23 protein-coding genes are annotated in these 22,264 nt (G+C 45.2%); 15 read left to right on the top strand and 8 right to left on the bottom strand.

Going from position 1 to position 22,264, the window contains the following annotated elements; genetic code table 11:
• Positions 1–11: 11 nt before the first annotated feature.
• Entirely contained in the window at positions 12–1,016 is a 1,005-nt protein-coding gene (locus ACDJ59_RS21825) for a MerR family transcriptional regulator (RefSeq protein WP_413405725.1), read from the bottom strand.
• 351 nt (positions 1,017–1,367) lie between these two features.
• On the opposite strand from ACDJ59_RS21825, the gene ACDJ59_RS21820 reads away from it, so the two are divergent.
• The 4 genes from ACDJ59_RS21820 to ACDJ59_RS21805 all read left to right on the top strand — a co-directional run bounded on the left by ACDJ59_RS21820 (position 1,368) and on the right by ACDJ59_RS21805 (position 6,714).
• Positions 1,368–2,270, top strand: coding sequence for an SDR family oxidoreductase (locus ACDJ59_RS21820; RefSeq protein ID WP_413405723.1), 903 nt, complete (start codon positions 1,368–1,370; stop codon positions 2,268–2,270).
• 256 nt (positions 2,271–2,526) lie between these two features.
• Complete coding sequence (locus ACDJ59_RS21815) at positions 2,527–3,522, top strand: hypothetical protein (protein WP_413405721.1); 996 nt, start codon at positions 2,527–2,529, stop codon at positions 3,520–3,522.
• A gap of 264 nt (positions 3,523–3,786) precedes the next feature.
• A complete protein-coding gene (locus ACDJ59_RS21810) occupies positions 3,787–4,206 on the top strand; it encodes an ester cyclase (protein ID WP_413405718.1) in 420 nt (139 codons plus the stop codon).
• 129 nt (positions 4,207–4,335) lie between these two features.
• Positions 4,336–6,714, top strand: coding sequence for a GH36-type glycosyl hydrolase domain-containing protein (locus tag ACDJ59_RS21805; RefSeq protein WP_413405716.1), 2,379 nt, complete (start codon positions 4,336–4,338; stop codon positions 6,712–6,714).
• A 185-nt stretch (positions 6,715–6,899) separates the two neighbouring features.
• Here the strand turns inward: ACDJ59_RS21805 and ACDJ59_RS21800 are convergent, their stop codons facing one another.
• On the bottom strand, positions 6,900–7,655 hold the full coding sequence (locus ACDJ59_RS21800; RefSeq protein ID WP_413405714.1) for a GNAT family N-acetyltransferase: 756 nt from the start codon (positions 7,653–7,655) through the stop codon (positions 6,900–6,902).
• A gap of 148 nt (positions 7,656–7,803) precedes the next feature.
• Between ACDJ59_RS21800 and ACDJ59_RS21795 the strand changes: the two genes are divergently transcribed.
• On the top strand, positions 7,804–8,466 hold the full coding sequence (locus ACDJ59_RS21795; RefSeq protein WP_339197102.1) for a SprT family zinc-dependent metalloprotease: 663 nt from the start codon (positions 7,804–7,806) through the stop codon (positions 8,464–8,466).
• A 115-nt stretch (positions 8,467–8,581) separates the two neighbouring features.
• Here ACDJ59_RS21795 and ACDJ59_RS21790 read toward each other — a convergent pair whose 3' ends face one another.
• Both ACDJ59_RS21790 and ACDJ59_RS21785 read right to left on the bottom strand, forming a co-directional pair.
• On the bottom strand, positions 8,582–9,664 hold the full coding sequence (locus ACDJ59_RS21790) for a saccharopine dehydrogenase (RefSeq protein WP_413405712.1): 1,083 nt from the start codon (positions 9,662–9,664) through the stop codon (positions 8,582–8,584).
• A gap of 99 nt (positions 9,665–9,763) precedes the next feature.
• Positions 9,764–10,084 (bottom strand): ArsR/SmtB family transcription factor, encoded by a 321-nt coding sequence (locus ACDJ59_RS21785; RefSeq protein WP_036605985.1) that lies wholly within the window; start codon positions 10,082–10,084, stop codon positions 9,764–9,766.
• Between the two features lie 184 nt (positions 10,085–10,268).
• Between ACDJ59_RS21785 and ACDJ59_RS21780 the strand changes: the two genes are divergently transcribed.
• From ACDJ59_RS21780 to ACDJ59_RS21755, 6 genes are all read left to right on the top strand, one after another.
• Positions 10,269–10,655 (top strand): iron chaperone, encoded by a 387-nt coding sequence (locus ACDJ59_RS21780; RefSeq protein WP_413405710.1) that lies wholly within the window; start codon positions 10,269–10,271, stop codon positions 10,653–10,655.
• A gap of 288 nt (positions 10,656–10,943) precedes the next feature.
• A complete protein-coding gene (locus tag ACDJ59_RS21775) occupies positions 10,944–11,153 on the top strand; it encodes a helix-turn-helix domain-containing protein (RefSeq protein WP_413405708.1) in 210 nt (69 codons plus the stop codon).
• Positions 11,154–11,351: 198 nt separating this feature from the next.
• The gene (locus ACDJ59_RS21770; protein ID WP_413405706.1) at positions 11,352–12,614 is read left to right on the top strand and encodes a glycosyltransferase family 39 protein; all 1,263 of its coding nucleotides are present in this window, start codon (positions 11,352–11,354) and stop codon (positions 12,612–12,614) included.
• The gene (locus tag ACDJ59_RS21765; protein ID WP_413405704.1) at positions 12,611–12,934 is read left to right on the top strand and encodes a hypothetical protein; all 324 of its coding nucleotides are present in this window, start codon (positions 12,611–12,613) and stop codon (positions 12,932–12,934) included. The genes ACDJ59_RS21770 and ACDJ59_RS21765 overlap by 4 nt, the downstream gene beginning before the upstream one ends.
• Before the next feature lie 4 nt (positions 12,935–12,938).
• The gene (locus ACDJ59_RS21760; protein WP_413405702.1) at positions 12,939–13,487 is read left to right on the top strand and encodes a hypothetical protein; all 549 of its coding nucleotides are present in this window, start codon (positions 12,939–12,941) and stop codon (positions 13,485–13,487) included.
• 408 nt (positions 13,488–13,895) lie between these two features.
• Positions 13,896–14,882 carry a phosphotransferase enzyme family protein gene (locus ACDJ59_RS21755; RefSeq protein ID WP_413405700.1) on the top strand — a complete coding sequence of 329 codons (987 nt, stop codon included), beginning with the start codon at positions 13,896–13,898 and terminating at the stop codon, positions 14,880–14,882.
• A gap of 143 nt (positions 14,883–15,025) precedes the next feature.
• Here the strand turns inward: ACDJ59_RS21755 and ACDJ59_RS21750 are convergent, their stop codons facing one another.
• The 3 genes from ACDJ59_RS21750 to ACDJ59_RS21740 form a co-directional block, all read right to left on the bottom strand.
• Positions 15,026–15,820 carry an S-layer homology domain-containing protein gene (locus tag ACDJ59_RS21750; RefSeq protein ID WP_413405698.1) on the bottom strand — a complete coding sequence of 265 codons (795 nt, stop codon included), beginning with the start codon at positions 15,818–15,820 and terminating at the stop codon, positions 15,026–15,028.
• On the bottom strand, positions 15,772–16,923 hold the full coding sequence (locus tag ACDJ59_RS21745; RefSeq protein WP_413405696.1) for a CAP domain-containing protein: 1,152 nt from the start codon (positions 16,921–16,923) through the stop codon (positions 15,772–15,774). The genes ACDJ59_RS21750 and ACDJ59_RS21745 overlap by 49 nt, the downstream gene beginning before the upstream one ends.
• 204 nt (positions 16,924–17,127) lie before the next feature.
• Entirely contained in the window at positions 17,128–17,730 is a 603-nt protein-coding gene (locus ACDJ59_RS21740) for a hypothetical protein (protein WP_413405694.1), read from the bottom strand.
• Between the two features lie 345 nt (positions 17,731–18,075).
• On the opposite strand from ACDJ59_RS21740, the gene ACDJ59_RS21735 reads away from it, so the two are divergent.
• The 3 genes from ACDJ59_RS21735 to ACDJ59_RS21725 are packed head-to-tail and all read left to right on the top strand — an operon-like array spanning position 18,076 to position 19,464.
• Positions 18,076–18,552: a GyrI-like domain-containing protein gene (locus ACDJ59_RS21735; protein ID WP_413405691.1), complete on the top strand. Its 477-nt coding sequence runs from the start codon at positions 18,076–18,078 to the stop codon at positions 18,550–18,552.
• A 25-nt stretch (positions 18,553–18,577) separates the two neighbouring features.
• Positions 18,578–19,027 (top strand): SMI1/KNR4 family protein, encoded by a 450-nt coding sequence (locus tag ACDJ59_RS21730; RefSeq protein ID WP_036605971.1) that lies wholly within the window; start codon positions 18,578–18,580, stop codon positions 19,025–19,027.
• Entirely contained in the window at positions 19,024–19,464 is a 441-nt protein-coding gene (locus ACDJ59_RS21725; protein ID WP_413405688.1) for a hypothetical protein, read from the top strand. The genes ACDJ59_RS21730 and ACDJ59_RS21725 overlap by 4 nt, the downstream gene beginning before the upstream one ends.
• A 101-nt stretch (positions 19,465–19,565) precedes the next feature.
• Here ACDJ59_RS21725 and ACDJ59_RS21720 read toward each other — a convergent pair whose 3' ends face one another.
• On the bottom strand, positions 19,566–19,970 hold the full coding sequence (locus ACDJ59_RS21720; RefSeq protein ID WP_047840578.1) for a CBS domain-containing protein: 405 nt from the start codon (positions 19,968–19,970) through the stop codon (positions 19,566–19,568).
• Positions 19,971–20,147: 177 nt separating this feature from the next.
• Here ACDJ59_RS21720 and ACDJ59_RS21715 point away from each other — a divergent pair, with 177 nt between their 5' ends.
• The gene (locus ACDJ59_RS21715) at positions 20,148–22,235 is read left to right on the top strand and encodes a penicillin-binding transpeptidase domain-containing protein (RefSeq protein WP_413405686.1); all 2,088 of its coding nucleotides are present in this window, start codon (positions 20,148–20,150) and stop codon (positions 22,233–22,235) included.
• Positions 22,236–22,264 lie beyond the last annotated feature (29 nt).

Below are 22,264 nucleotides of genomic sequence, written 5' to 3'. Positions count from 1 at the left end.
CAGACTGAAATTCAGTCTGCTTCCATTTGTTTTAAACGTAACCGCATGCCCTCCTGCAACAGGTTAATGCCATCTACAATCTGGCTCCATTCGGGATTCATCACCTTGCACAGCTTGTTAAAACGCAAAATACGATCCGTCACAGAGTCCAGCATATATCGGGCCTGTTTGCGAAAAAATACTTCAGGTGTTTCGGCATGCTCGACACTTGCATACATCAACACAAAGTCCCACACCATGCTTTGCACAGCAGGGCTATCGATTGCCCAACGCTTGTCCAGCGCTTCGGTAGTGCGAATGCGAATTGCTTCCATTTTCTTCACCCAGACGTCTGCTTCAACTTGTGGCTGATTCGCCATAATGAAGAATGGAACCTCCAGCTGAGCCAGATCGGCCCAATAGGCCGGATCATTGATCAGTTCCTGAATTTCCTTCCAGGCCAGTGTTTGCTGAGCCGTCAGTTTGGTATCTTTCATCATGTATTTATCGAAAAAGTGCAGAAACGACACTCTCCACTCCTGCGGAATGCTGTCCAGCAGATGGGATTCATCCACCTTGGCAGCAACAAATTGTTTTCGCCTGCTCGCATTGGCCGTCAGGGATTCTACCAGACTGGAGATGTAGGTAAGAGACTGCTCCGAGCGCAGTGAAGTTTCTTCTTCATGTTGCCTCGCTTGCTGCAAAACGGAGAGCATGGAATTCATCGTGCCGATCTGGGTTTCCAACGCTTCAATCTGTAGATCCAGTGCCTGTGCTACCGCCAGTTCACCCGACATGAGTTTTCGAATATCCGGTATGCTGAAATTAAGATAACGTAGTGTTGTAATGAGTTCGAGTTGCCACAGGTCTTGCGTTGTATAGAGTCGATGCCCACCTTCCGTATGACTGGAGGGTTGTAACAGTTCAATCTCATCATAATAACGGATCGTTTTCACCGTGGAGCCGATCAGTTTGGCTGCTTCACCGATGGAATAGGGTTCTTTGTTTGCATTCAACGAGATCACCTCATGATTCATTATACAACCTCCTGTCACTGGAGATTCAATGTTAGACGACTGTCATGGAATTCTGGCGGGCTTAGTTTAAATTCCACCCATCTCGGTTACAAAGGAAAGAGTGCTACATTTATGAAAACAACTTCTGATAATAAATTTAACATTTACATGATAACGAAGAGCACAGAAATAACCTGAAGAAACGGAGTGCTCGCCTAAAAGCTTTCTGCAAGAAAGCTACATCGGAAGCATAGGCTATCCCCAGATTTTCCCCTTATATAAGGGAGAGAAAAAAATCTGGGGATAACAGCGATCGGAAGGTTATTCTGTGATCGTAGTGATCAATGTAAATAACCAAGGAGGAAATTGAACATGGCTAATCAAGACCAGCACACCATGCAAGATCCAACGACACAATATCCGAAGGCTACATCGGAGTGGAGACAGCAACAGGATGAGCCGGGGCTCCAGCGTGAGATGACACCTGTTCCCGATGCGGGTGAGAAAAGTTATAAAGGCAGCGGACGTTTAACAGGACGTAAAGCGGTTGTGACCGGAGCTGACAGTGGAATTGGCCGAGCGGCAGCAATTGCTTTTGCCCGTGAAGGTGCAGATGTTGTTCTGGCATACCTGCCGGAAGAGGAAGCAGATGCGCAGGAAGTTGTGAAGCTGATTGAGGAAGCCGGTCGCAAAGCAATTACGATGCCAGGTGACCTGAAGGATGAGAAATACTGTGAAGAACTCATTGAATCTGCGGTAAAAGAGCTTGGCGGGATTGATATCCTTGCTAACGTCGCAGGCAAACAGCAGTTTGTTGAGCAGATTGCGGATCTGACCACCGAGCAGTTCGATGCAACGTTCAAAACAAATGTCTATTCCATGTTCTGGCTCTGCAAAGCAGCTGTGAAACACATGAAGCCGGGCAGCTCCATTATCAACACATCATCGATTCAGGCGTACAAACCTTCGCCAATCCTGCTGGATTATGCAACAACGAAGGCATCGATCAATACGTTTAGTAAAGCATTGGCCCAACAGGTGGGTAGCAAAGGGATACGTGTCAACGTTGTTGCACCAGGACCGGTATGGACACCGCTCCAGGTCGTGGGTGGACAACCAGTCGAGAAGCTTGCCGATTTTGGCTCCAACACACCGCTTGGTCGGGCAGGACAACCTGCCGAGATGGCTCCGGCATTTGTGTTCCTGGCAAGCCAGGAATCCAGCTATGTGAGCGGTGAGACACTGAATGCAAATGGCGGTACGGTTAGTCCGTAGATAGTCTTAGGTAATCCGATCAGGGTATCAGAGGACACGGTCTCCATATTGGGGGCGGTATCCTCTTTTTTGTCATTAAGATGAGAGAAATAAAATATTTTTATATATGAAAGCGTTCTTATATAAAACGGAAAAGGTACATGGTAATATATTCAAGAACATGATCTTCGCTCCCAGATCTGAGAGTGCGTTGCTTATACAATGAATCTGTTCAGATCAATATACTATGCCTAGGAATCGAAGGAGGAATTCTGTAATGGCCAAGAATGTACTTAAACTAGGTGACCCTGTCATAAGCACGTACACATCATATGGGACATTAACATCCGTTATGCACGAAGATTTATGGCCATGGATTTTCAATAACTTTATACAAATCAGGTATGCACATGGATGGGGAATTTTTTCGTTTGATTCTCATCAGTTTCTGCTAAGTACCTGTCCGGGAATTTCCTTTTACAACCTGCCACAAGAAATTGTGATTAGCAAATGGGGAACATCACTTAAGCAAGTGATTACGGAAGCGATAGATATGGGGTATTATCTATATATTTATGCAGATAGATACTACATTGCGTGTACAGACTATTATCAAAAAGAACATCTCATGCATGAATTATTGGTGTACGGGTATGACCTGGATCAAAATTTGATATACATTGCTGATAATCTTGATGATGGTAAATTCATACAAACCGTGTGTAGCCTGGATGAACTTGAGAAAGGCTACTGGACCATGTCTAATGAGTACAGTTTTTGGACAGAAGTGCGATTTCTCAAGCCTATCCAGAATATCAATTATGCAATTCATGTGGAGCAGATTATAACGGCGATGGAAAACTATCTTAACTCAAGCGAGACATATGACTTAGTGAGAGATCAGAAATACGATTTTGGAATGCAAGCCATTCAACGCATCTTTACCGACATTGAGCAGGCAGCCCTAGTTGGAGAAGCATTGGATTCACGAGTCTTTCATCTTTTGTATGAACATAAGCTACTTATGGAGTTACGTTTATCTTATTTAATGGAGAAATTAATCATTGAGCCAGATGCAACTTTTATGGAGTTAAGCGCTGTTCTGAAACAGGACTACTTTAAATTGAGAAATATAGTTCTGAAGTACAATATAACGCGTGATGCAAGTACACTCAGTAAAATAAGTGAGAGATTACAAGAGAATCTCATGAAAGAAAAAGCATTTATTTCTTCTTTTATTACCAGATTACAACAGGTTAAATCGATGGCTTGAAGTCATCTAATAATAGACAAAAAATCCCCTTTGCTTGTTAGAAAGCAAAGGGGATTCCTGTGTAACTAAGTTACTTCTGCTCTGGTTTCGGGTCCAGAATGGCATAACTGCCTAGCGTGGCACAGGTGAGAGGGTAGGTTATAAGTCCTGTAGAACAATAGAACAGTTGTAATTCCGTAGCGGGGGGACCATGTTAAAATACAAGAGTTACTACATATTTATATATATATAACAGAAGAATAATTGAGGAGGCTGGATTGGCGTATGACAGCAGAACAGATTGTCAGAACCTTTTTTGAAGAAGTCCGATCAGGGCGGAATCCCGATTATGCAAGCATCGTGATGGCGGAACAAGTACTGGCTCATCAAGTAATATCCGAAGCTGAGGTCACGGTCACCCGAACACCTTCCGATTATGCGGATCATGTGCGAGAGATGATTGAAGCATACGGGGAGTTTTCACTCGAAATTCTGGAGTTGCTGACGGAAGGTGATAAAGTTTATGTGCGCTGGAGACAAACGGGTACCCATGTTGGCGAAGTGGACGGATACAGCCCAACCAACCTCCCGGTGATTGAAATTGCCAGTGCGGTATACCGAGTGGAAAACGAACAAATTGCAGAGTATTGGATACAGATCGACAGGATGGGCATCGAGAAACAATTGGAACATAATCGGAGCTGAGTTTCTCAGCTCTTTTTTAGTTTTCAGTTTTTTGTAAGCGTTCCCGTGTTATAATGGACAAAGTTGTATACAAGTTACCTAAAACGTTTTCTGTCTTTTAACTCCATAATCTGAAAGTGAGGTTCAGTGATGATTAAAGCAACGGAAGATAATCAATATGTTGAACTAACAAGCCCGACAAGTTTACCGAAGGCATCCGGATTCCTTTGGAATGAAAAGATGATGATTCATGTGAATTGCCGGGGGTACGCGGTGGCCCAATTCATGCAGCCCGAACCTGCCAAATACTCGTACGCGCCCAACCTGGAAGCGAAGACGTTTATGCAACCGGAGCAGCCATACTATGCCCACCATCCGGGACGGTTTGTCTACATTAAAGATGAAATAAGTGGCGAAATTTTCTCAGCCCCGTATGAACCGGTTCGCAAGCAGGCGGATAGCTATACGTTCGCTGTCGGTAAACACGATATTCACTGGAAAGTGATTCAGGACGACATTTGCATCGAGATGTCCCTGCGCCTGCCGAAGGAAGATGTCATGGAGCTATGGCGTGTGAAGGTAACCAATCTGTCTTCGGGAAAACGCAAGCTGAGTATCTACCCGTATTATACGGTCGGTTATATGTCCTGGATGAACCAATCCGGTTCATATGTGGAAGATTTGCAGGGCATTGTCTGCTCGGCGATTACGCCGTATCAGAAATATCAGGATTATAGCAAAATCAAAAATTACAGCGACAAAACCTATCTGCTTGCAGATCACCAACCGACTGGCTGGGAAGTAAATCATGAGACTTTTGAAGGCGAAGGCGGACTACATAATCCTTCGGCCCTGCAGTCGGAGACACTGGCTGGTGGAGATGCACGCTACGAGACACCTGTAGCTGTATTGCAATATAGAGTCGAACTGGAAGCGGGAGCGGAGCAGGCGTATCGATTTATCTTTGGTCCGGCTCATGATGAGACAGAGATTGAGGGCATTCGTCAGCATTATTTTGTGAAGCAGAATAAGGATGGACAGGATGGTTTCGTCGCAGCCGAACAGGAGTATGCTGAGTATATTGCGGAAGGGCAAGGGAACATCCAGATTGAGACACCGGACAGCTGGTTAGATAATGTCGTGAATCACTGGCTACCTCGCCAGATGTACTATCATGGCAAAACCAATCGTCTGACAACCGATCCGCAGACGCGGAATTATTTGCAAGATAACATGGGTATGAGCTACATTCAGCCGCAGATTGCACGAGCTGCGTTCTTGACAGCCTTGTCTCAGCAGCATATAAGCGGCGCGATGCCAGACGGCATTATTTTGCACCCGGACGCAGAACTGAAATATATTAACCAGGTTCCTCATACCGATCACTGTATCTGGCTTCCAGTCTGTATGAAGACCTATTTGGATGAAACGAATGACTATAGCATTTTGGAGGAACAGGTTGCTTTTACAGACAGTGAACAAAAGGTTTCCGTACTGGAGCATATGAATCTTGCGATGCGCTGGTTGATCCATGAGCGTGATGCGCGTGGGTTGAACTATATCAATCAGGGTGACTGGTGTGATCCGATGAACATGGTGGGGTACAAAGGCAAAGGGGTATCCGGCTGGTTAACCATTGCGTCGGCATATGCGTTCAATGTGTGGGCAGATATTGGTGAACAGGCAGGGCATGGCGAGGTTGCAGCGGAATTCCGTCAGGAAGCCACACAGACCAATGCGGTAGCCAATGAGTATCTTTGGGATGGGGACTGGTATGCCCGCGGAATTACAGATGATAACGTAGTGTTTGGTGTAAGCAAAGACGTGGAAGGGCGCATCTATATCAATCCTCAGAGCTGGGCACTTATGAGCGGTGCTGCGGATCAAGATAAACAGGAGAAGTTAATTCGTGCGGTAGAGGAGCAATTGGAGACGCCATATGGTGTCGAGAAACTCGCGCCGTCTTTCACCGCGATGCGGGAAGATGTAGGCCGTGTTACGCAGAAACATCCGGGAAGTGCAGAGAATGGTGCAGTGTACAATCACGCGGCGGCGTTCTATATTTATGCGTTGTACCTGGTGGGCGAGAAGGAGAAGGCGTATCGTCTGTTGCGTAAAATGATTCCGGGCCCTGATGGCGAGGATATTCTCCAGCGAGGTCAGCTACCTGTATTTATCCCGAATTATTATCGCGGAGCTTATCGGCAATTCCCACGTACAGCTGGGCGCTCTAGCCATCTATTCAATACCGGCACGGTGCCTTGGGTGTATCGTTGTCTGATCGACGGATTGTTTGGATTGCAGGGTCATGCACAAGGGCTTCAGGTTCGTCCGCAGTTGCCAGAAGATTGGAACAAGGCATCAGTTACGCGGTTGTTTCGCGGGGCTGAGCTGCATGTAAATATGAAGAAGGATGCAACTGTCCAGCAAATTGAGGTGTATGTTGACGGTCAACGGATTGCAGGCGACATCATCAAGAATATACAGGCTGGCGTGAAATATGAGGTGCTGGTGAAACTGCCTTTGTAGAAAGAGTACGGAGTAGCTGATAAACGGTGTGAAGAGTTTTGGACAATCACTAAGAAAAATTAAAAACTGCCTTTCCTTCATAGGAGGAGGGCAGTTTTGCTTTCAAGATGTTGTTTTGAATTAATCTGTTTGTCAGACTGAATATGATAAAAGAATCCACAAGCTAAGCTTGATTAGCAAACACTCTATTCTTTGACTCTGTACCAATAGCTATAAATCTCTGAATAACCCAGCTTCGCGTAGAGCTTTAACGCAGGTACATTATTCGCAACGACTTGCAGGTAACTGGAGGTAGCACCTTGTTTTTTTGCCCAATGCAATAGATGCAAGATCATCTGTTCAGCAAGTCCCCGATTCCGGAAGTTAGCATCTGTTATGATGTCATATAATCCAATGTAGCCACGTTCGATGACACCAAACCCACAAGCGACAACTTGCCCGTCGATCAACAGCGAGATGAAACCTACCTTTGTCCGGATATTGTCCAACATTAATTCCGTCGTTCCCCGTTGCAGATCATTCACCTGATTCAACCGGCAAAAGTGATCCAGCCATGTTGTGGTCAACTGTTCGTCGATCTGTACAGATTGGTGCACAGGCTCTTTGATCTCTTCCAGACTCCGAGTCTGGATACGGGTCAGATCGACAACGCCATACCCTTTGTCTTGCAAAAGTTGGTCGAGATGATCCGGTTGAATAAACGGTGTGATTTTGAATATGGTATTTAACTGATTGGAAGCATAGATGCGCTCACATTCCTCAATCTTTTCATGCACATCCAGAGTGGAGTAATGGATAGGTTGAACGGAGTTGGCACGTTTAGTATATCCTTTGGCGAAACGCAGTACCCAGCCGTCATATAATAAGGTGGACAAGGGCTGCCAGTGGTTAAGCGATAGTTCTTCAATGGTTTTGTGTTCTGAATCTATGGAATGAGTCATATCCAACCTCCGATTTTATTATTAAATAATAATACATAATAATGTATAAAAATACAATATGAACATAAATATCGTTGAACAGTATGCATTATGGTTGGAGATGGTATACAATTTGATTGAATGAATAATTTCAGAAGCGGAGCGCGTTATGTTAACTATAGAATTAAATAATCACAGCATTAACTGTCATATCCAATACGGCAAACGCAAGAAAGTTTCCATCACGATGGACTTGCCTTATATGGTAACAATCAAAGCACCCAATGGTACCAGTGAAGACATGATCCGGCAACTTGTGGAGCAGCACGGGGATGTGATTTTGAAGAAATCCGCTCTCATGCAGCGGGCGCTTGACGGTCCTCAAGCCAAGGAATACGAAGATGAGGGCAAGGGGAAGTTTTTGCTTTTTGGCAAGGAGCATGCACTGCATGAATTAATTCCTGTAGAGGGGCTTACAGAAGAGGAGCTACGAGCGAATCTGAAGAAGTTTTATTTTGCCGAGTGTAAACGCATGATTGGGGAGCGCATCGGTCGCTATCAGCAGGAGTTGAAGGTGAAGCCGAAGTCAGTAGAGATCGTAGATTCTCCCACCAAGTGGGGCAGTTGCAGCTGGGACAAAAAACTTACGTTCAATTATCGTCTGGCGATGGCGCCACTGGAAGTGATGGATTATGTCATCATTCATGAACTGTGCCATATTCACCACATGAATCATGATCGCTCTTTCTGGCGACGGATCGGCAGCATCATGCCGGATTACAAAACAAAAGAAGATTACCTGATGCGAAATGGTCGGGCTATGACACTATAATTCCAGACCCAAGTTTGTACTTGATACGATAGATCCCTCCATTATAATTCGTAAAATCCGCGATGGTCCCACTGTTTGCAGTGAGCGGCTTCGCGGATTTTTTGTTATGTCTGGATCAGGAGTGGGTTACTTGAACGCCGTATTGTGTGAAAAAATGAGTAACCGCATCCATGTCCATTCGATCATCAAACAGATGCTCAGAATAATAGATGCCTGGAGCCATAGGTTTGTCCATTGGCATCATCAGTATCTTCTCGGCTTGCACCGCAGCGCCGAGTGCAGTCATGTGGGTCTGACCGAGTGGGTCAGAGACCGTCATCGTTCGTTCAACCTGATTACCTTTCGCATCCAGCCCTTTCAATTGAATGACCAGATGATGTGCACTCCCGGTTCCCGGATTATAGAGCAATTTCCGCCGGAATGGCTGGAAACGTTCACCACTGATCATCTTCCATACTCCGGTTTTGACCAATCCGGCGAGAGCATATGTAGATACCTTACTATCGAATGAGATACGGAAACTGGCGGAATCAATATGGCTGGTATGAGGCAAAGTGACGTGATCAGGTGTGTCCAGTCTGTAACATGGGGTCGTATACCCGTTCGGGAAATGAACTTTAATCGGATCTGTCATGGGGTAGACGAGTCGGTTCGTGTTGGATTCGGTGACCTGAAAAGGAATACTCATTCGATCCATAAAGGCTGCTGAGTCAGGCCCGGCTTTATCTCGCAGCGAGTACAAGGCATGAATGTTTAATTCGACATGTTGCAGCGAGTTAGAGAGTATCATGGCAAATAGAGAAGCTGTTCCTGCCATCCATCCAGAGGACAGCACTACAGGGGCATGAAGTTCCTCCTGTTCTACTGTACGGATCGCTTGATTGAACACCTCAGTCCAGCGTGTTACATCGATAAGTGGAATTTTTCTCCGCACTGCCGATACTAGTAGCCGATCATCCAGATCGTTCACTGCATTAATGATTAATGATATATTTTCACCTGCGTGAATCAGTGGATCGTCTGCATAGGTATCAACAACAACCGTTTGGACACGATTGGATGGAAAAGGTGCTGCTTTACCTGCAGAACGGCCTCCCAGTACCAATTCCAGATCAGGATGCCTGTCATGCAAAATGCGGGCAAGCTGTGCCCCTACAGCACCATAACCTCCAGCGATGAGAACTCTTTTTCTATTCATTCGATAAACCTCCGTTGATATGTTTATGTACTTATATGTTTAAACTATTGAACATATAGGAGTGAAGAAAAGGAATGCAGTAAACCAGCGCGGTATGCGCTAGCTCTGACATTCCACTTCCACGAGATGAACGAGCTGTTTGATTAATTCGATCGCATCGTTGAACTCCAGCTTGTAATACATCTCCGTACCTTTTTTCTGAACCGATAACAGCCCGGATTGACGCAATATTTTCAAGTGATGAGAGACCGTAGGGCGTGACATGGGGACATGCTCTGCAATCTGCGATACGTTCATGCTCTCTTGATCAATGAGCAGCGATATGATTCGCTGGCGAACGGGATCTCCCAAACCTTGAAGATAAGGACTTAGATTCTCGAAAATATCAATAACTTTTTGGTTACCCATCGATTCGTTCATGGCTCACTCCGTTATAATGTTTAATTGTTTAAACGTATTATAAGGCTTAGTTCACTTAAAAATCAAATTTAACATTCCAAGTTGCAGGAAAATAGCTGTTCCGCTTGTCCATTTGAAGTACAATATAAGCAAATATGCCCGTACCACGAATCCATTGATGTATCCGTGGTGGAAGGAGTCCAAGATGGCTGAGAGTAACCATTATTCGGTGCTGGTAGATGAATATATCTCGGAGTTTGCACCTGATGTACAGGTGAGATTACAGGCAATAAGACAGATTATTCGTGAAGCGGCTCCGAACGCCGAAGAGAAGATCAGTTACCAGATGCCTACGTATGCACAGCATGGGAATTTGGTTCATTTTGCCGCTTACCAGCATCATATTGGGTTTTACCCTGCTCCCAGGGGAATTCAAGCTTTCCAGGAGGAACTCTCCAAGTATAAAGGGGGGAAGGGGTCTGTCCAGTTTCCGCTGGATCAGCCATTGCCGGAGGATCTGATCCGCCGGATTGTGGAGTTTCGGGTGAAAGAAAATGTAGAAAAAGCTCGGGAGAAGAAGCAGAAGAAGTAGTAAATGGTAAAAACGGATCTCACAGCTCAGTTGGGCAAGATTGAAGCGGATATCGCTGATTTTGAACAGCAACATGAGCCAATCATATACATGAAACATGTATAAAGAAATGTATCGTATCCTCAGAGCAATAGCCACTTTTAAGGGCGGTGGGCTCCGCTTAGAAAGATGATCCAACAATAGACCGCATCCTTTTGCGAGGGGAGCGGTCTATTTGTGTGTATTGGACAGAATAAGGCATTCCTTGTCAACATCACAGTGTGCATTTTAGTTTGGAGGGGAATTCGTATGATCAAGGTTCATTTATCTCGTATTATGGGTGAGAAAAGAATTAATATTGCTGATTTATCCCGACTAACCGGATTACATAGAAATGGGATTGCCAAATTGTATAATGAAGAAACCGATGGTGTGAAGTTCAATACGCTGAATCGAATATGTGAGGCTTTGGATTGTGAGATCCAGGATATCATTGAGTTTATTAAGGACGAGAAGTGATCTTCAACAATTAGCTAAGGCCCTATACTTTTAAAAAATTGGACATATAGATCGTTACCTTATCGAAGGGACGGTCTTTTTCTGTTTGTATACACATACTGATCCGCACCGATCGCAAGCGTTACTCCCTTTCAGCGATTTTTCAGCCAGAGCCATTATAATACTCACGGAATCCTGTAATCGAAAAGGAGTTTTTGCATGTCTAAGGTGCTGCATAAGTCGTTTTATCTCATTTTGCTCGTGTTTGTTGCGGTGTTTATTGCTTCGTCCTTATTGGTTCGGGCACAGTACAACTACGCCTTGTATGGGGACAATCCCATTTTGGGCATGCAGCAGTGGAGTATATTTCTCCCGGTCATTCTTTTGCTACTTGGTTCAGGTGTCGGGTTATATGCTCTGTGTCTGAAACTGAACAAATACAGCCCAAAGGTTGTCATTCCGATTGTGCTGTTATGTTCTCTCGTCATTCAGATCATCATCATTTTTGTATTTCCGAGAGTGCCCACCGATGATTCACAGACCGTACTCTCACTCGCCATGAACATGCTGTACGATAAGGACTACTCGTCGTTTGAAACGGGTGGTTATCTGCACATGTTCCCGTTTAACTATTCGATCGTGTTGTACCTGAAAACGCTGCTGTACCTGTTCCCGGATAACTATCTGGTCATCAAACTATTTAATATTTTGTTTTCAACATTAACGACGTTCATGATTTATCTTATTTATAAACAAGTGAATGATAGATCCACGGAACGTGATTACGGTGTGTTGGTCTTTGCAGCAACGTACCTGCCTTCCTTGTTCCTGAACAACCTGATCTATAATGATGTAATTGCCACAGCATTTCTGACATCTTGTTTATACTTTATCATTCGTTTTGTGCATGAAAAGTCTTGGAAAACAATCGTCATTGCCGCCGTTTTTCTCGCGATGGGCAATTACTTCCGAAGCATCGGCGTGATCGTGCTAATCGCTGCCATCATATATATCCTGCTGAATATGCGGAGCATCGGAATGAAGAAAGTCATCATTTCCATCGCTGTGCTGGCTATGTTGTTTAATGTGCCAACCTGGACTCAGAATGCGGTTCTTCAATCCTCTGGTGCTGTGAGCGAACCCGTCGGAGAGAATGCTGAACCGGTCTATATGTGGCTGGATATGGGGATTAATCTGGAGCGTTTTGGTTTCTGGGACAATATGGAGAGTTATCAGATCTATCAGCGGCAGGCCAACTACAGTAAGGCTGAGAGCGCAGAGTTGTTCAAACAAGAGATTGGAAACAAGCTGTCTGAAGCAAGTGCGAGTGACTTGGTGCAGATGTATTACAAAAGATCATATGGACCTGGACCGAAGGGACATACCAGATGGACCGATACGGAATCGGCAATGAAAGTTCCTTGGGTGCCGGAAGAGGAAGGGGAGGCGGAATCGCAGGCTCCTACAGTTATACCAATGTGATAACAGAAGTGTTGCAAGGGGATTCGGCTTATCGGACAGGTTTGCTCTGGATTGTATATGTGATGAATTTCTTGATGTACTGTTTTATTTTCATCCGGTTGGTCGGTGGACTTCGTCGTAAACGATATGATGAAGTTTCCTTAATCCTGGTCATTCTTGGATTTATCGGATTTTATATTCTGTGGGAGATTAAGTCCAGATACATCTACCCTGTATATCCGTTGTTGGTTGTGCTGTCCTATATGGGTTTCAAAGATACGTATGACTTCATATTCCATCGTAAAGGTACCTTGGAGAGATATTCCCTGAGAAAAAGGTGATCATATGCGAAAAAATAAATATTTTACATCGGTTACAATACTCCTTTTGCTAGTGTGCTCGGTTATGCTTACGGCCTGTGATGTGATAACCGCCCAGAATATTACCAAGACCGGTTCTGCACAAGGCATGAACGGTGGCGGTATGCCGAATGGTGGCGGACTGGGCATGAATGGAGGAACACCGAGAGGTGGAAGAGGCACCGCGGGCATGAATGATCGAACAGGCAGTCCTGGCATGACGCAGGGGATGATGAATGCCGACATTACTGGTAGAGTCATCTCCGTGAATGGAAACACAGTTACGCTGGCGTTACTTGAGGTGCAAGATACCTCATCTCCAAGCATGGAGTGGAAGGATACCGGAATGGAGATGAAATTGAATATAGGTGATGATGTTGCTATCACTGAAGGCATGGGAACGCCGGGTTCGGGCAATTCCAGCCCACGTGCGAATTGGTCCATTCAAGTGTCTGATCTTCAAAAAGAAAACATCGTGATGGTGTGGTATAAGGACAACACCGAGACGGTGGAACGTGTGATGGTTGTCCAGTAAAAAATGATGAGATTATCGTCATTTTGTAATTGCTTACATTTGGCTTATCGGCTATTATGGTAACAACTGGTTTTTTTGAAGGGAGTGAGCGTCATGAAACGACGGTCTAAGATGGTATGTTCTATCACTACTACAATGAAGGTAAGCATAAACTGAATAATTCCGGCAGATCATTCAAATGCAGCGTGGGACACATCCAGTTTCTCAGTCGATCTGAGATCTGCCGATATATAGGGATATAACTGCTCAATTTTTCTGGCGTATGCGAGGATTATTTGCTTGTGCAAATTCTCATACACTCAGAATTTTTAAAAGCCGCAGGCATAGCCTGCGGCTTTTTGCGCGCAAAAATAGGTATTCAATGGCTACAAGCAATGCCCATAAAACGATCAAAAAGGAGAAATGCCCATGTTAAAATTAAAATATTTATTTCAACATAATGATCTTGCCGAGATGATTTTAAATAATTGGAGTTATGATCCTGAGTCGCTGGATATGTTTCAGTATTATCGTATATCCTCCAATGCCATGTATCCGTTCAGAGATCAGGGAGAAGTGAGATTACTTCGTTTTGCCCCGGTAGAGGAAAAAAATCAAATCAACCTTAGCGCGGAATTGGATTTCCTACGTTATCTTCGAACGAATCAGTATGGAGCCATGGAGGCTGTACCTTCTCATTCAGGGACAGAACTCGTAGAGGCTTACACCCCATGGGGAACGTACTATGCTTCCGTATTCAAGCGAGTCCCCGGATCGCAGTTAGGAAGCATCAATTTAAATGACTCCATCCTGTACAGCTATGGTCAGGCATTGGGTGAGCTGCATCATCTATCACGCGCATTCATGCCTGAGCAGAAGGAGAAACGTTGGACCTATACGGATGTTTTGGATTGGATGCAGGAGATCCTGAAGGGTTTTCCTGGTGAAACGGCTGCTTTGAATGAGGTGGAGTTTCTTCAAACGTATTTTGCGACTTGGCCGATAACCCAGCAAAATTTCGGTCTCATCCACTACGATTTTGAACTGGACAATGTCTTCTATGACGAAGGTAGCCAGTCTTGTTATGCCATTGATTTTGATGACTCGATGTATCACTGGTACGCAATGGACGTGGAACAGAGTCTGGATAGTTTACGTGAGGAGATCGAGCCTGAACAATGGGAGCAGAAGAAACAATTGTTCCTGAACGGGTATTGGTCCAAGGCGGGAGAACGTTATGATCTGGAGAGTATGTTCCCCGCTTGTCGCCGTTTTGCCAACTTGTACGGCTATGTGCGTATGCTTCGATCTGTTGCAGAGCAGTGGTCACATGAGCCGGAGTGGATGAGCGGACTAAGAGCGAGGTTAGCGAGGATAATGACAGAAAAGGCAGAGCAATTCGGTCATCCGATTTAAAGTCTACACTTAAAAAGTTATATCCACCAATAATTGAACACTGAACATTGGAACGTATGTCATGTCTCATACCAGAATCAGTCCTCATAACAAACAAACCAGCTGGGAATTCAATGTAGAATTCCTAAGCTGGTTTTTACATGTTACTCGGTATAATCACTTATTGCAGTACGCCCTGCTTCTACACTGATCCAGTAGGAATAATCTTCGCGCACGTCCACATAGAGGTTAAGTTCCTTTACATCAAGGTTACTTAGCGTTAGTTTAAAATTGCCATAGGCATCTGTTGTAACCTGTTGCGTCTGGATGTGCTCTACAGCAGGCGAAGGACCATGAATTTTAATTGGCATCGTCTGGTTGGCATACGCCGGGAACGTACCTTGAAGGACCAGTGTGTGATCGGCGGAGTATACTGCTTTCATGGTCTGATCCGGTAGTCCGCCGTTCTTTTCATTCTCGGTAGCTTCAGTGGCATTCTTCGGTCTGCTCCAAAGTTCGAAGCCTTTTTCCTTCAGGTTCTGGAGAAAAACAACGGCCTCTGCCCGGGTCAAGGATTCTTGTCCCGCATAACCTTGCACCGTAGCTGCGGTTTTGCCTGAAGAGTATCCCATGTTCAGCAGATACCGGATGGCATCTTCATCCTGGGTATAATTTTTACCGCCAAGCCCCGCCACGATTACGGCTACTTCTGTTCGGTTCAAGGCATGATTGCGCAGCTTCGGATTCTGTTTGCTGGCATCCAGTTTCAGATTCAACGCGGAAGCATAGGTATAATAACGATCACTCCAGATGTCTCCTTTGATAGCTTGTCCCTCTACAGCATCGATGCTCTGAATGACATGGGAATTCGCATACAGCTTAAATAACATGGAGAGGAATTCGGCTTCACTCACCTGATTGTTGGGTTTGAACGTTCCATCCTCGTATCCACTGACCATCTCCTGTTGAACGGCCCATTGAATGGCATCTTTCGCCCAATGTGTATGGACACAGTTAATTGGGGAATTCCCGTTACCGTAACAGAGACAAACGCTTCTTTCCCTTCAAAACGAATCCGAATTTCAGCTTTACCGTTCTGAAGTCCAATGACTTTTCCATCCTTGATGGCGATGCGATCTGACGTCGTGGTGAAGGAAACGTTAGACTGTGGAACATAGGATGTTCCGTTATCATTCACGGCAGTGATTGAAGGCAGATCAATCTGTTCTCCTACTCGGACTTTCAGGTTTGGTTGTCCTGGCGTTATGCGGGTAAGCGTTGTATCTTGAACACCGTCCACATGGAAGAAACGTGTGGAGTATGAGATTTCCGCTGCTGTACCGTTTTTCTTTTGCAGACCTGTAATTCGAATGTTGAACGTATCGCCGTTTTTTAACAATTGCACATCGTCGGGACGGAATATGATGGCGTAACCATATCCATATCCACCTGTCTCTACATTGAAATAGGCCTGATTAAACCATTGTTTATCCGCAGGGTCCACGTTGTAATAACCGGTTGGAAAGCCACTGTTCTGATTCTTGGCATTAAAGGTCCATGTACGTTGATCGGAAGTCCTGGTCATCTCGACCTGTACCTCAGACAGTGATGGCTTCGCAAATACATCTGTATTCAGTTGAACAGACCAGGCCTGTGTACTGCCAAAGGCTTCGATTGGAAAAGCTCCCTGATTCGGGAACAGGCTGTAGTTGAACGAAGTTCCCCCCGTTCTGCTTTTATCAAATACCTGCATGGCACTATAGTACTGATCATATGTCTTGCCTGCTTCACTACGAGTGGCGAGTCCAAATCCGATTCGTTGCAGTTGTGGACTCAAAATCCAGCGCCGATGACCGAGTCGATCAATATTGGAGGCATCTGAATCATTCATGTAGGCCTGAATGCTTTTTGTCAGGATGTTATTGTTGGCACTGCTGGTAACATACAGATTGGAGCTGCTGGCAGACTTTGAACCGATGTCAAAGAAATCCTTTTGGCATATCTCCTGGCTGTTTCGGAGAGTGGGACAGGTATCCACCCGTGGAGACCACAACAGCCCCATGCTGGGCTTGACGATTCAAGGTAGGATCAAGAACAAGATCGCCCTGCTGATTTTGCTTAGGACCAGGCATGAGTAGCATAAGGCCAAGCGTGTGAAGGAAGGTGTTTAAGTTAGGGGGTCGGTGGTTCATTTGTTAAAAAAAGAGCACAGGCCACCCCGCTGATTGGGGACAGCTTATGCTCTTTCTACATATGTATCTACTTTTTAGTCGAGACTCAGGTCGAAATCAGGCTCACACATATAATCTAATGGGTACAAGTCATCTCGTGCCGAGATTAATGCACGGAAATGCAGATCCCTGATACCGTGCTCAGTTGCACTTTCATCTGAGCGATTGGAGACAAGTTCACCTACCACAAAAACGTCTTCTGCGAGGTTACATTTAAAAAGAACATTTTTCGGATGAATGACTTCCTCCAGGTAACTGTACGTCATCACGTGAAATGTTTGTCCGCGCCAGTTTGTCTTGATTACTTTATAGGACTGTGTGCGAACCAGATCCAGATAACGTTCTAGCTGGAACGTATGTTCAAATTGCGTAATATATCCTTGTTTATCTACATCAATCGTAAACTCTACATCATAGCTCACATGCATTTCATCTTTATAAGTTCCGTTCATAACCTTCATGGCGTCGAAGTGTAATCCGAATTCCGGATCTTCTACATAGGGGATGGTAATGAGTTCGGGGTCAACATAATCTGTGATCTTGCTGTTCATGGATGGTGCGCTGTAATACTTCAATGGCTGAAGATCAATCGATCCAATCATGCTTCCTGGGAAACCGGGGCTGCAAGTTATTCGCATAGTCATCTCCTTAGTTGTTGGTCAGTAGTTAGACGAACGAGTAGGGAGAAAGTTGCACCAGAATAAGGAAATGAAGGGCGGGAAGAACCCAGTATGTCTATCTCCCAACATCGAGCAGGAACGAATGGTAGGTAAATATTCTTTTAAGTCATGAATCGCACGTCTACTTCTGTTCCTGCTACTTTCATATGAACAGGAGCACCGGCGCTATTTCCAATCGTTCTGCTCTTTTGATACAGTAACTGTAGGACATATCGGAGGTATATATCATGTATGGGACAATGTTTTCATGAATGGGTCATGGAGAACCGTGCCCCATATCGCTCTCGGAGAGGAGTCCATCTAATGAATGTGAATGAACATGTGATCGAACAACAGTCTCTTACCTTTGTGGGCATCAAACGAACGTTCTCTTGTGTGGATGGTGAGAATTTAATAGAAATTCCTAAGATGTGGCAGGATGCTTTGGCAGACGGCATTGAGGAACGTTTAAACGGGTTCAATAACGGAGCTATTCCCGGTCTGGTGGGCATCTGTGTAGATCAGAGAGAGCTGAAGGATAATCAAATGGAGTATTGGATTGCTACCTCTTACTCAGGTGATGTGCCTGAAGGTTTGGTGTCCATCGAACTTCCTGCGTCCCATTGGGTCGTATTTGAAGCTGATGAACTAGAGCCGGAAGCGATACAACGGTTGTGGCACTATATTATGACAGAGTGGTTTCCTTCCACTTCATATCAGCATGCAGGGATTCCAGAACTTGAAGTGTACAAAGGTGATGGCACACCTCCCCAAGTCTGGATACCTGTAAAATCTGTGTGAGCAAAATTGAATTAGGAGGTCTGCGATGTTATCCAATAAAGTGATTGATCATTGTCAGGAGCAAGGCTGGTGGCATGAAGATGTTCCAGCAGCCTACGAAGAAGCATTGCGGAAGCTTGGTATTGATCTTCAATCGGATTTTGCACAATTTTATCTACATGCAGAGGATGGACCAACTTTCTACAGCAGGCATCAGGAGTTGTATCAGATCTGCTGGTTTATGGAGAACACCGTATATATGGAAGACATGGATGTAGCACAGCTTACACTGGGACTTCCCGAGGCGTATATTCCACTGGACAGTTTTGAAGGTGAAGGTGGATTTTTCTACAACCGTCAGACGGGAGAAGTGGTACTGGTGGAACTGGGTGAATCGATTGAACGGTTTCTTAATGGCGAGAGTGAGCCGCAGTGGGCTGATTTCAATGCTTTTCTGGAGTGGTATTTCGTCCTGGAGGAGGAGACGGTGCAATGAAAGATCTGACACCGGAACATGCCGAACTGGAGCGACAAATTGTAGAAACGGTAGAAGCCGGTAATGTGCTGGATGAGACGCAGCAGCATGAACAAGCACTTGTCTATTATGATCAGGCATGGGGCATGTTGCCCGAGCCGAAGATGGAATGGGAGATTGCAAGCTGGATTGCATCCTGTCATGCGAATGCACATATCGATCTGAAGCAGTATGGACTGGCGAAGCCGTGGGCTGAGATATCGTTAAGTACGCGGAGTTCGGATAGAAGTACGAGTCCGTTGATCGATCTCGGCATGATCTGCATGAGACTTGAACAGCATGACGAGGCGTATTCGTATTTGCATCAGGCGTATGAGTTCGGCAGAGAGCGTGCATTTCAGGGAAGCCCGAGGGACGTGTTGAGTTATTACATTGATGAGCGGGCTAAGCGCAAGTAGAATGATTCCGACCAGACCATGAAACAAAAAGGGCACCCCGGTTTGGCCAAAATATGACCACAGGAGTACCCTTTCGATTATTACGGGATGTTTGGCTTCATCTAATCCGAAATGTTACGCGTATAGTATTCAATAATATCCTTACGACGGATAATACCGAGGAAGACACGATCGACATCCACCACGGGCACAAAATTTTGGTCTGCTGCAAGTGTCAGCATATCCTCCATTTCAGCCTCAATGAATACACATTCATTATATACCCGATTGTTAATCTCATGGACCTGAACCTGATCCATCGTATCAAAAGTCAATCCGGGTGTATTTCGCATTTTCCATAACAAATCGCCTTCGGACAGGGTAGCAACATATTTTCCATCCTGGTCAATCACGGGAATGGCGGTGTAGTGTTGCGATTCCAATTGCTCAATAGCATCTTTCATGGAAGCGGTAGACTTGATATAGGCCACTTCGGCTTTGGGGAGTAAAAAATAGCTGATTTCCATCATCGGGCTCCTTTTCAGCCTTTTGCATAGCAAAAAAGCTTTAGTATGTAATCTCACTCTCCTTATTTAAACATATTATGTGAGCTTTCGGCTATTTTTAATGATAAATTCGTCAGATTTGTTTCATTGTTTAAATGGCTCTGGAAATCTATAGTGTATATTAGAGGTGATGTAACCATGAAATCCAAACGTAAATTAATGTACGGACTGCTGCCCATCTTGTTTGCAGGTGGAATCGGAATGTATCTATACATGCAGAATAACAAAGAAGCAGAGGCCAAACCCCAGACTACCGTGAATCAATACATAGAGCATCTGCAAAAAAAAGAATTTGACCAGTTGTACACCTTGATGACACCTGCTTCGCTGCAAGAGTCGGGCATGAACAAGGAACAATTTGTTGAGAAATACAATGCGATCTATTCGGGTATGGAAGTATCCACCGTCAAGGTGGCGGTTAAACCTGTGGATGTTGCCGAAACGACTTCCGATGGCAGTAAGACCGATGCAGAGAAACAAAACCCGGATATGTATGAGGTGGATTACAACCTGCAACTGACAACTTTTTTAGGTGAAGTCAGTGAGACGCATACATTGAAACTGGTCCGGCACGAGCTTGAGGACGGCGGGAAAAACTGGCAAATTAACTGGCAGCCTTCACTGATCCTGAATGACATGGTTAAGGGCAGTAAGGTACGAGTGAGGACACTGTTCCCGGATCGTGGAGACATTGTGGATCGTGATGGTTTGCCGCTCGCTACCAAGGGTACGATGAATGAATGGGGCATTGTACCTGAGAAACTTGGTGATAACCCGGACCAGATGATTGCCCGAATCGCGAGCCATTATCAGGTTTCGGAAGATGCCATTCAGAAGGCGCTTGCGCAGACATGGGTGAAGCCGGAGTATTTTGTCCCGATTGGTTCAACGGAGGAGTTTGACGTACCAGAATCTTTAAGCGGGGTTACGATGCAAAGCAAGGAAATCCGCTATTATCCACTCGGCAATGCGGCTGCACACCTGATTGGATACGTGCGCAAAGCCACTAAGGAAGATCTGGATAAGGATACGGAAGGATATTATCGCGCAGAAGATTGGATTGGCAAAGCGGGTTTGGAGCAGTCCATGGAGAAGCAGCTGCGTGGTGAACGTGGTGGTCTGATTGAAATCACAGATGAATCCGGTAACTCCCGTTCTGAGCTTATTCGTAAGGATGCTGTAGATGGACAGAATGTTCAGCTGACGATTAGCTCCAAACAACAAAAGAAATTGTATCAGACATTATCCAGTGGTGGAGATGCCGGTGCAATGGTTCTGATGGATCCGACGGACGGAAACCTGCTGGCGTTAGTCAGTGCGCCTTCCTATAACCCGAACAAGATGGTTACAGGACTTACTCAGGCAGAATGGGATGCTTATTCGGCGAATGAGAAGCTTCCTTTTATCAACAGAGTCACTACCCGGTATGCACCAGGATCAACCTTCAAAGCGATTACAGCCGCAGCGGGACTGGTGGAGAAGGTGACCACAGCAGACAAAACCCATGATATCTCTGGCTTGCAATGGCGTAAAGATGATAGTTGGGGCGGTTATTATGTTAAGCGTGTGAAGAGTTTATCCCCGGTTAATATGGTCGATGCTCTGGTGTACTCGGACAATATTTACTTTGCCATGGAAGCGATCGAGATGGGCAGCGCCAAGTTTATTGATGGGATCCAGAAATTTGGTTTTGGCGATAACTTTGGACTGGATGAATTGTATCTGAAGTCAAGCCAATATGCCAATGAAGCACATCTGGATCTGTCGTCTGAGGTGTTACTCGCTGATACGTCCTACGGGCAAGGGGAGATGTTAATGTCCCCAATTCATCTGGCGTCGTCATTTACACCTTTTATTAATGAAGGGAAACTGGTGAAACCTGTTCTGATCGAGGGAAAAGAAAGCACTGACCCTGAGGTAATTATTACTCCGGAAGCCGCAAATACGGTTAAGGATGCTTTGGGAGAAGTTGTTTCCCGGCAGGGAGGTACGGCCCACACCTTGAATTCAATTCCTGGAGGACTCGCGGGCAAGACGGGAACTGCGGAGCTGAAAGCAAAAAAGGGAGAGAAGGGGCAGGAAAATGGATTTTTCGTAGTGTTTGATACCGATTCTCCGACCTTCCTGTTATCCGCTGTAATTGAAGAGGTGAACGGCCGAGGTGGAAGCCATTATGTCGTGGATAAATTAAAACCTTTTTTGGAAAAGTTGGAGATTACGCAGTAAATCCGATTTAATATAGCCTCGAAAGCATA

It is taken from the genome of Paenibacillus amylolyticus (assembly GCF_047302515.1).
In the GTDB taxonomy this organism is placed as follows: Bacteria; Bacillota; Bacilli; order Paenibacillales; family Paenibacillaceae; genus Paenibacillus; species Paenibacillus amylolyticus_G.
The sequence above is the reverse complement of the archived record's forward strand: the minus strand, read 5'-3'. Positions and strand labels throughout refer to the sequence as shown.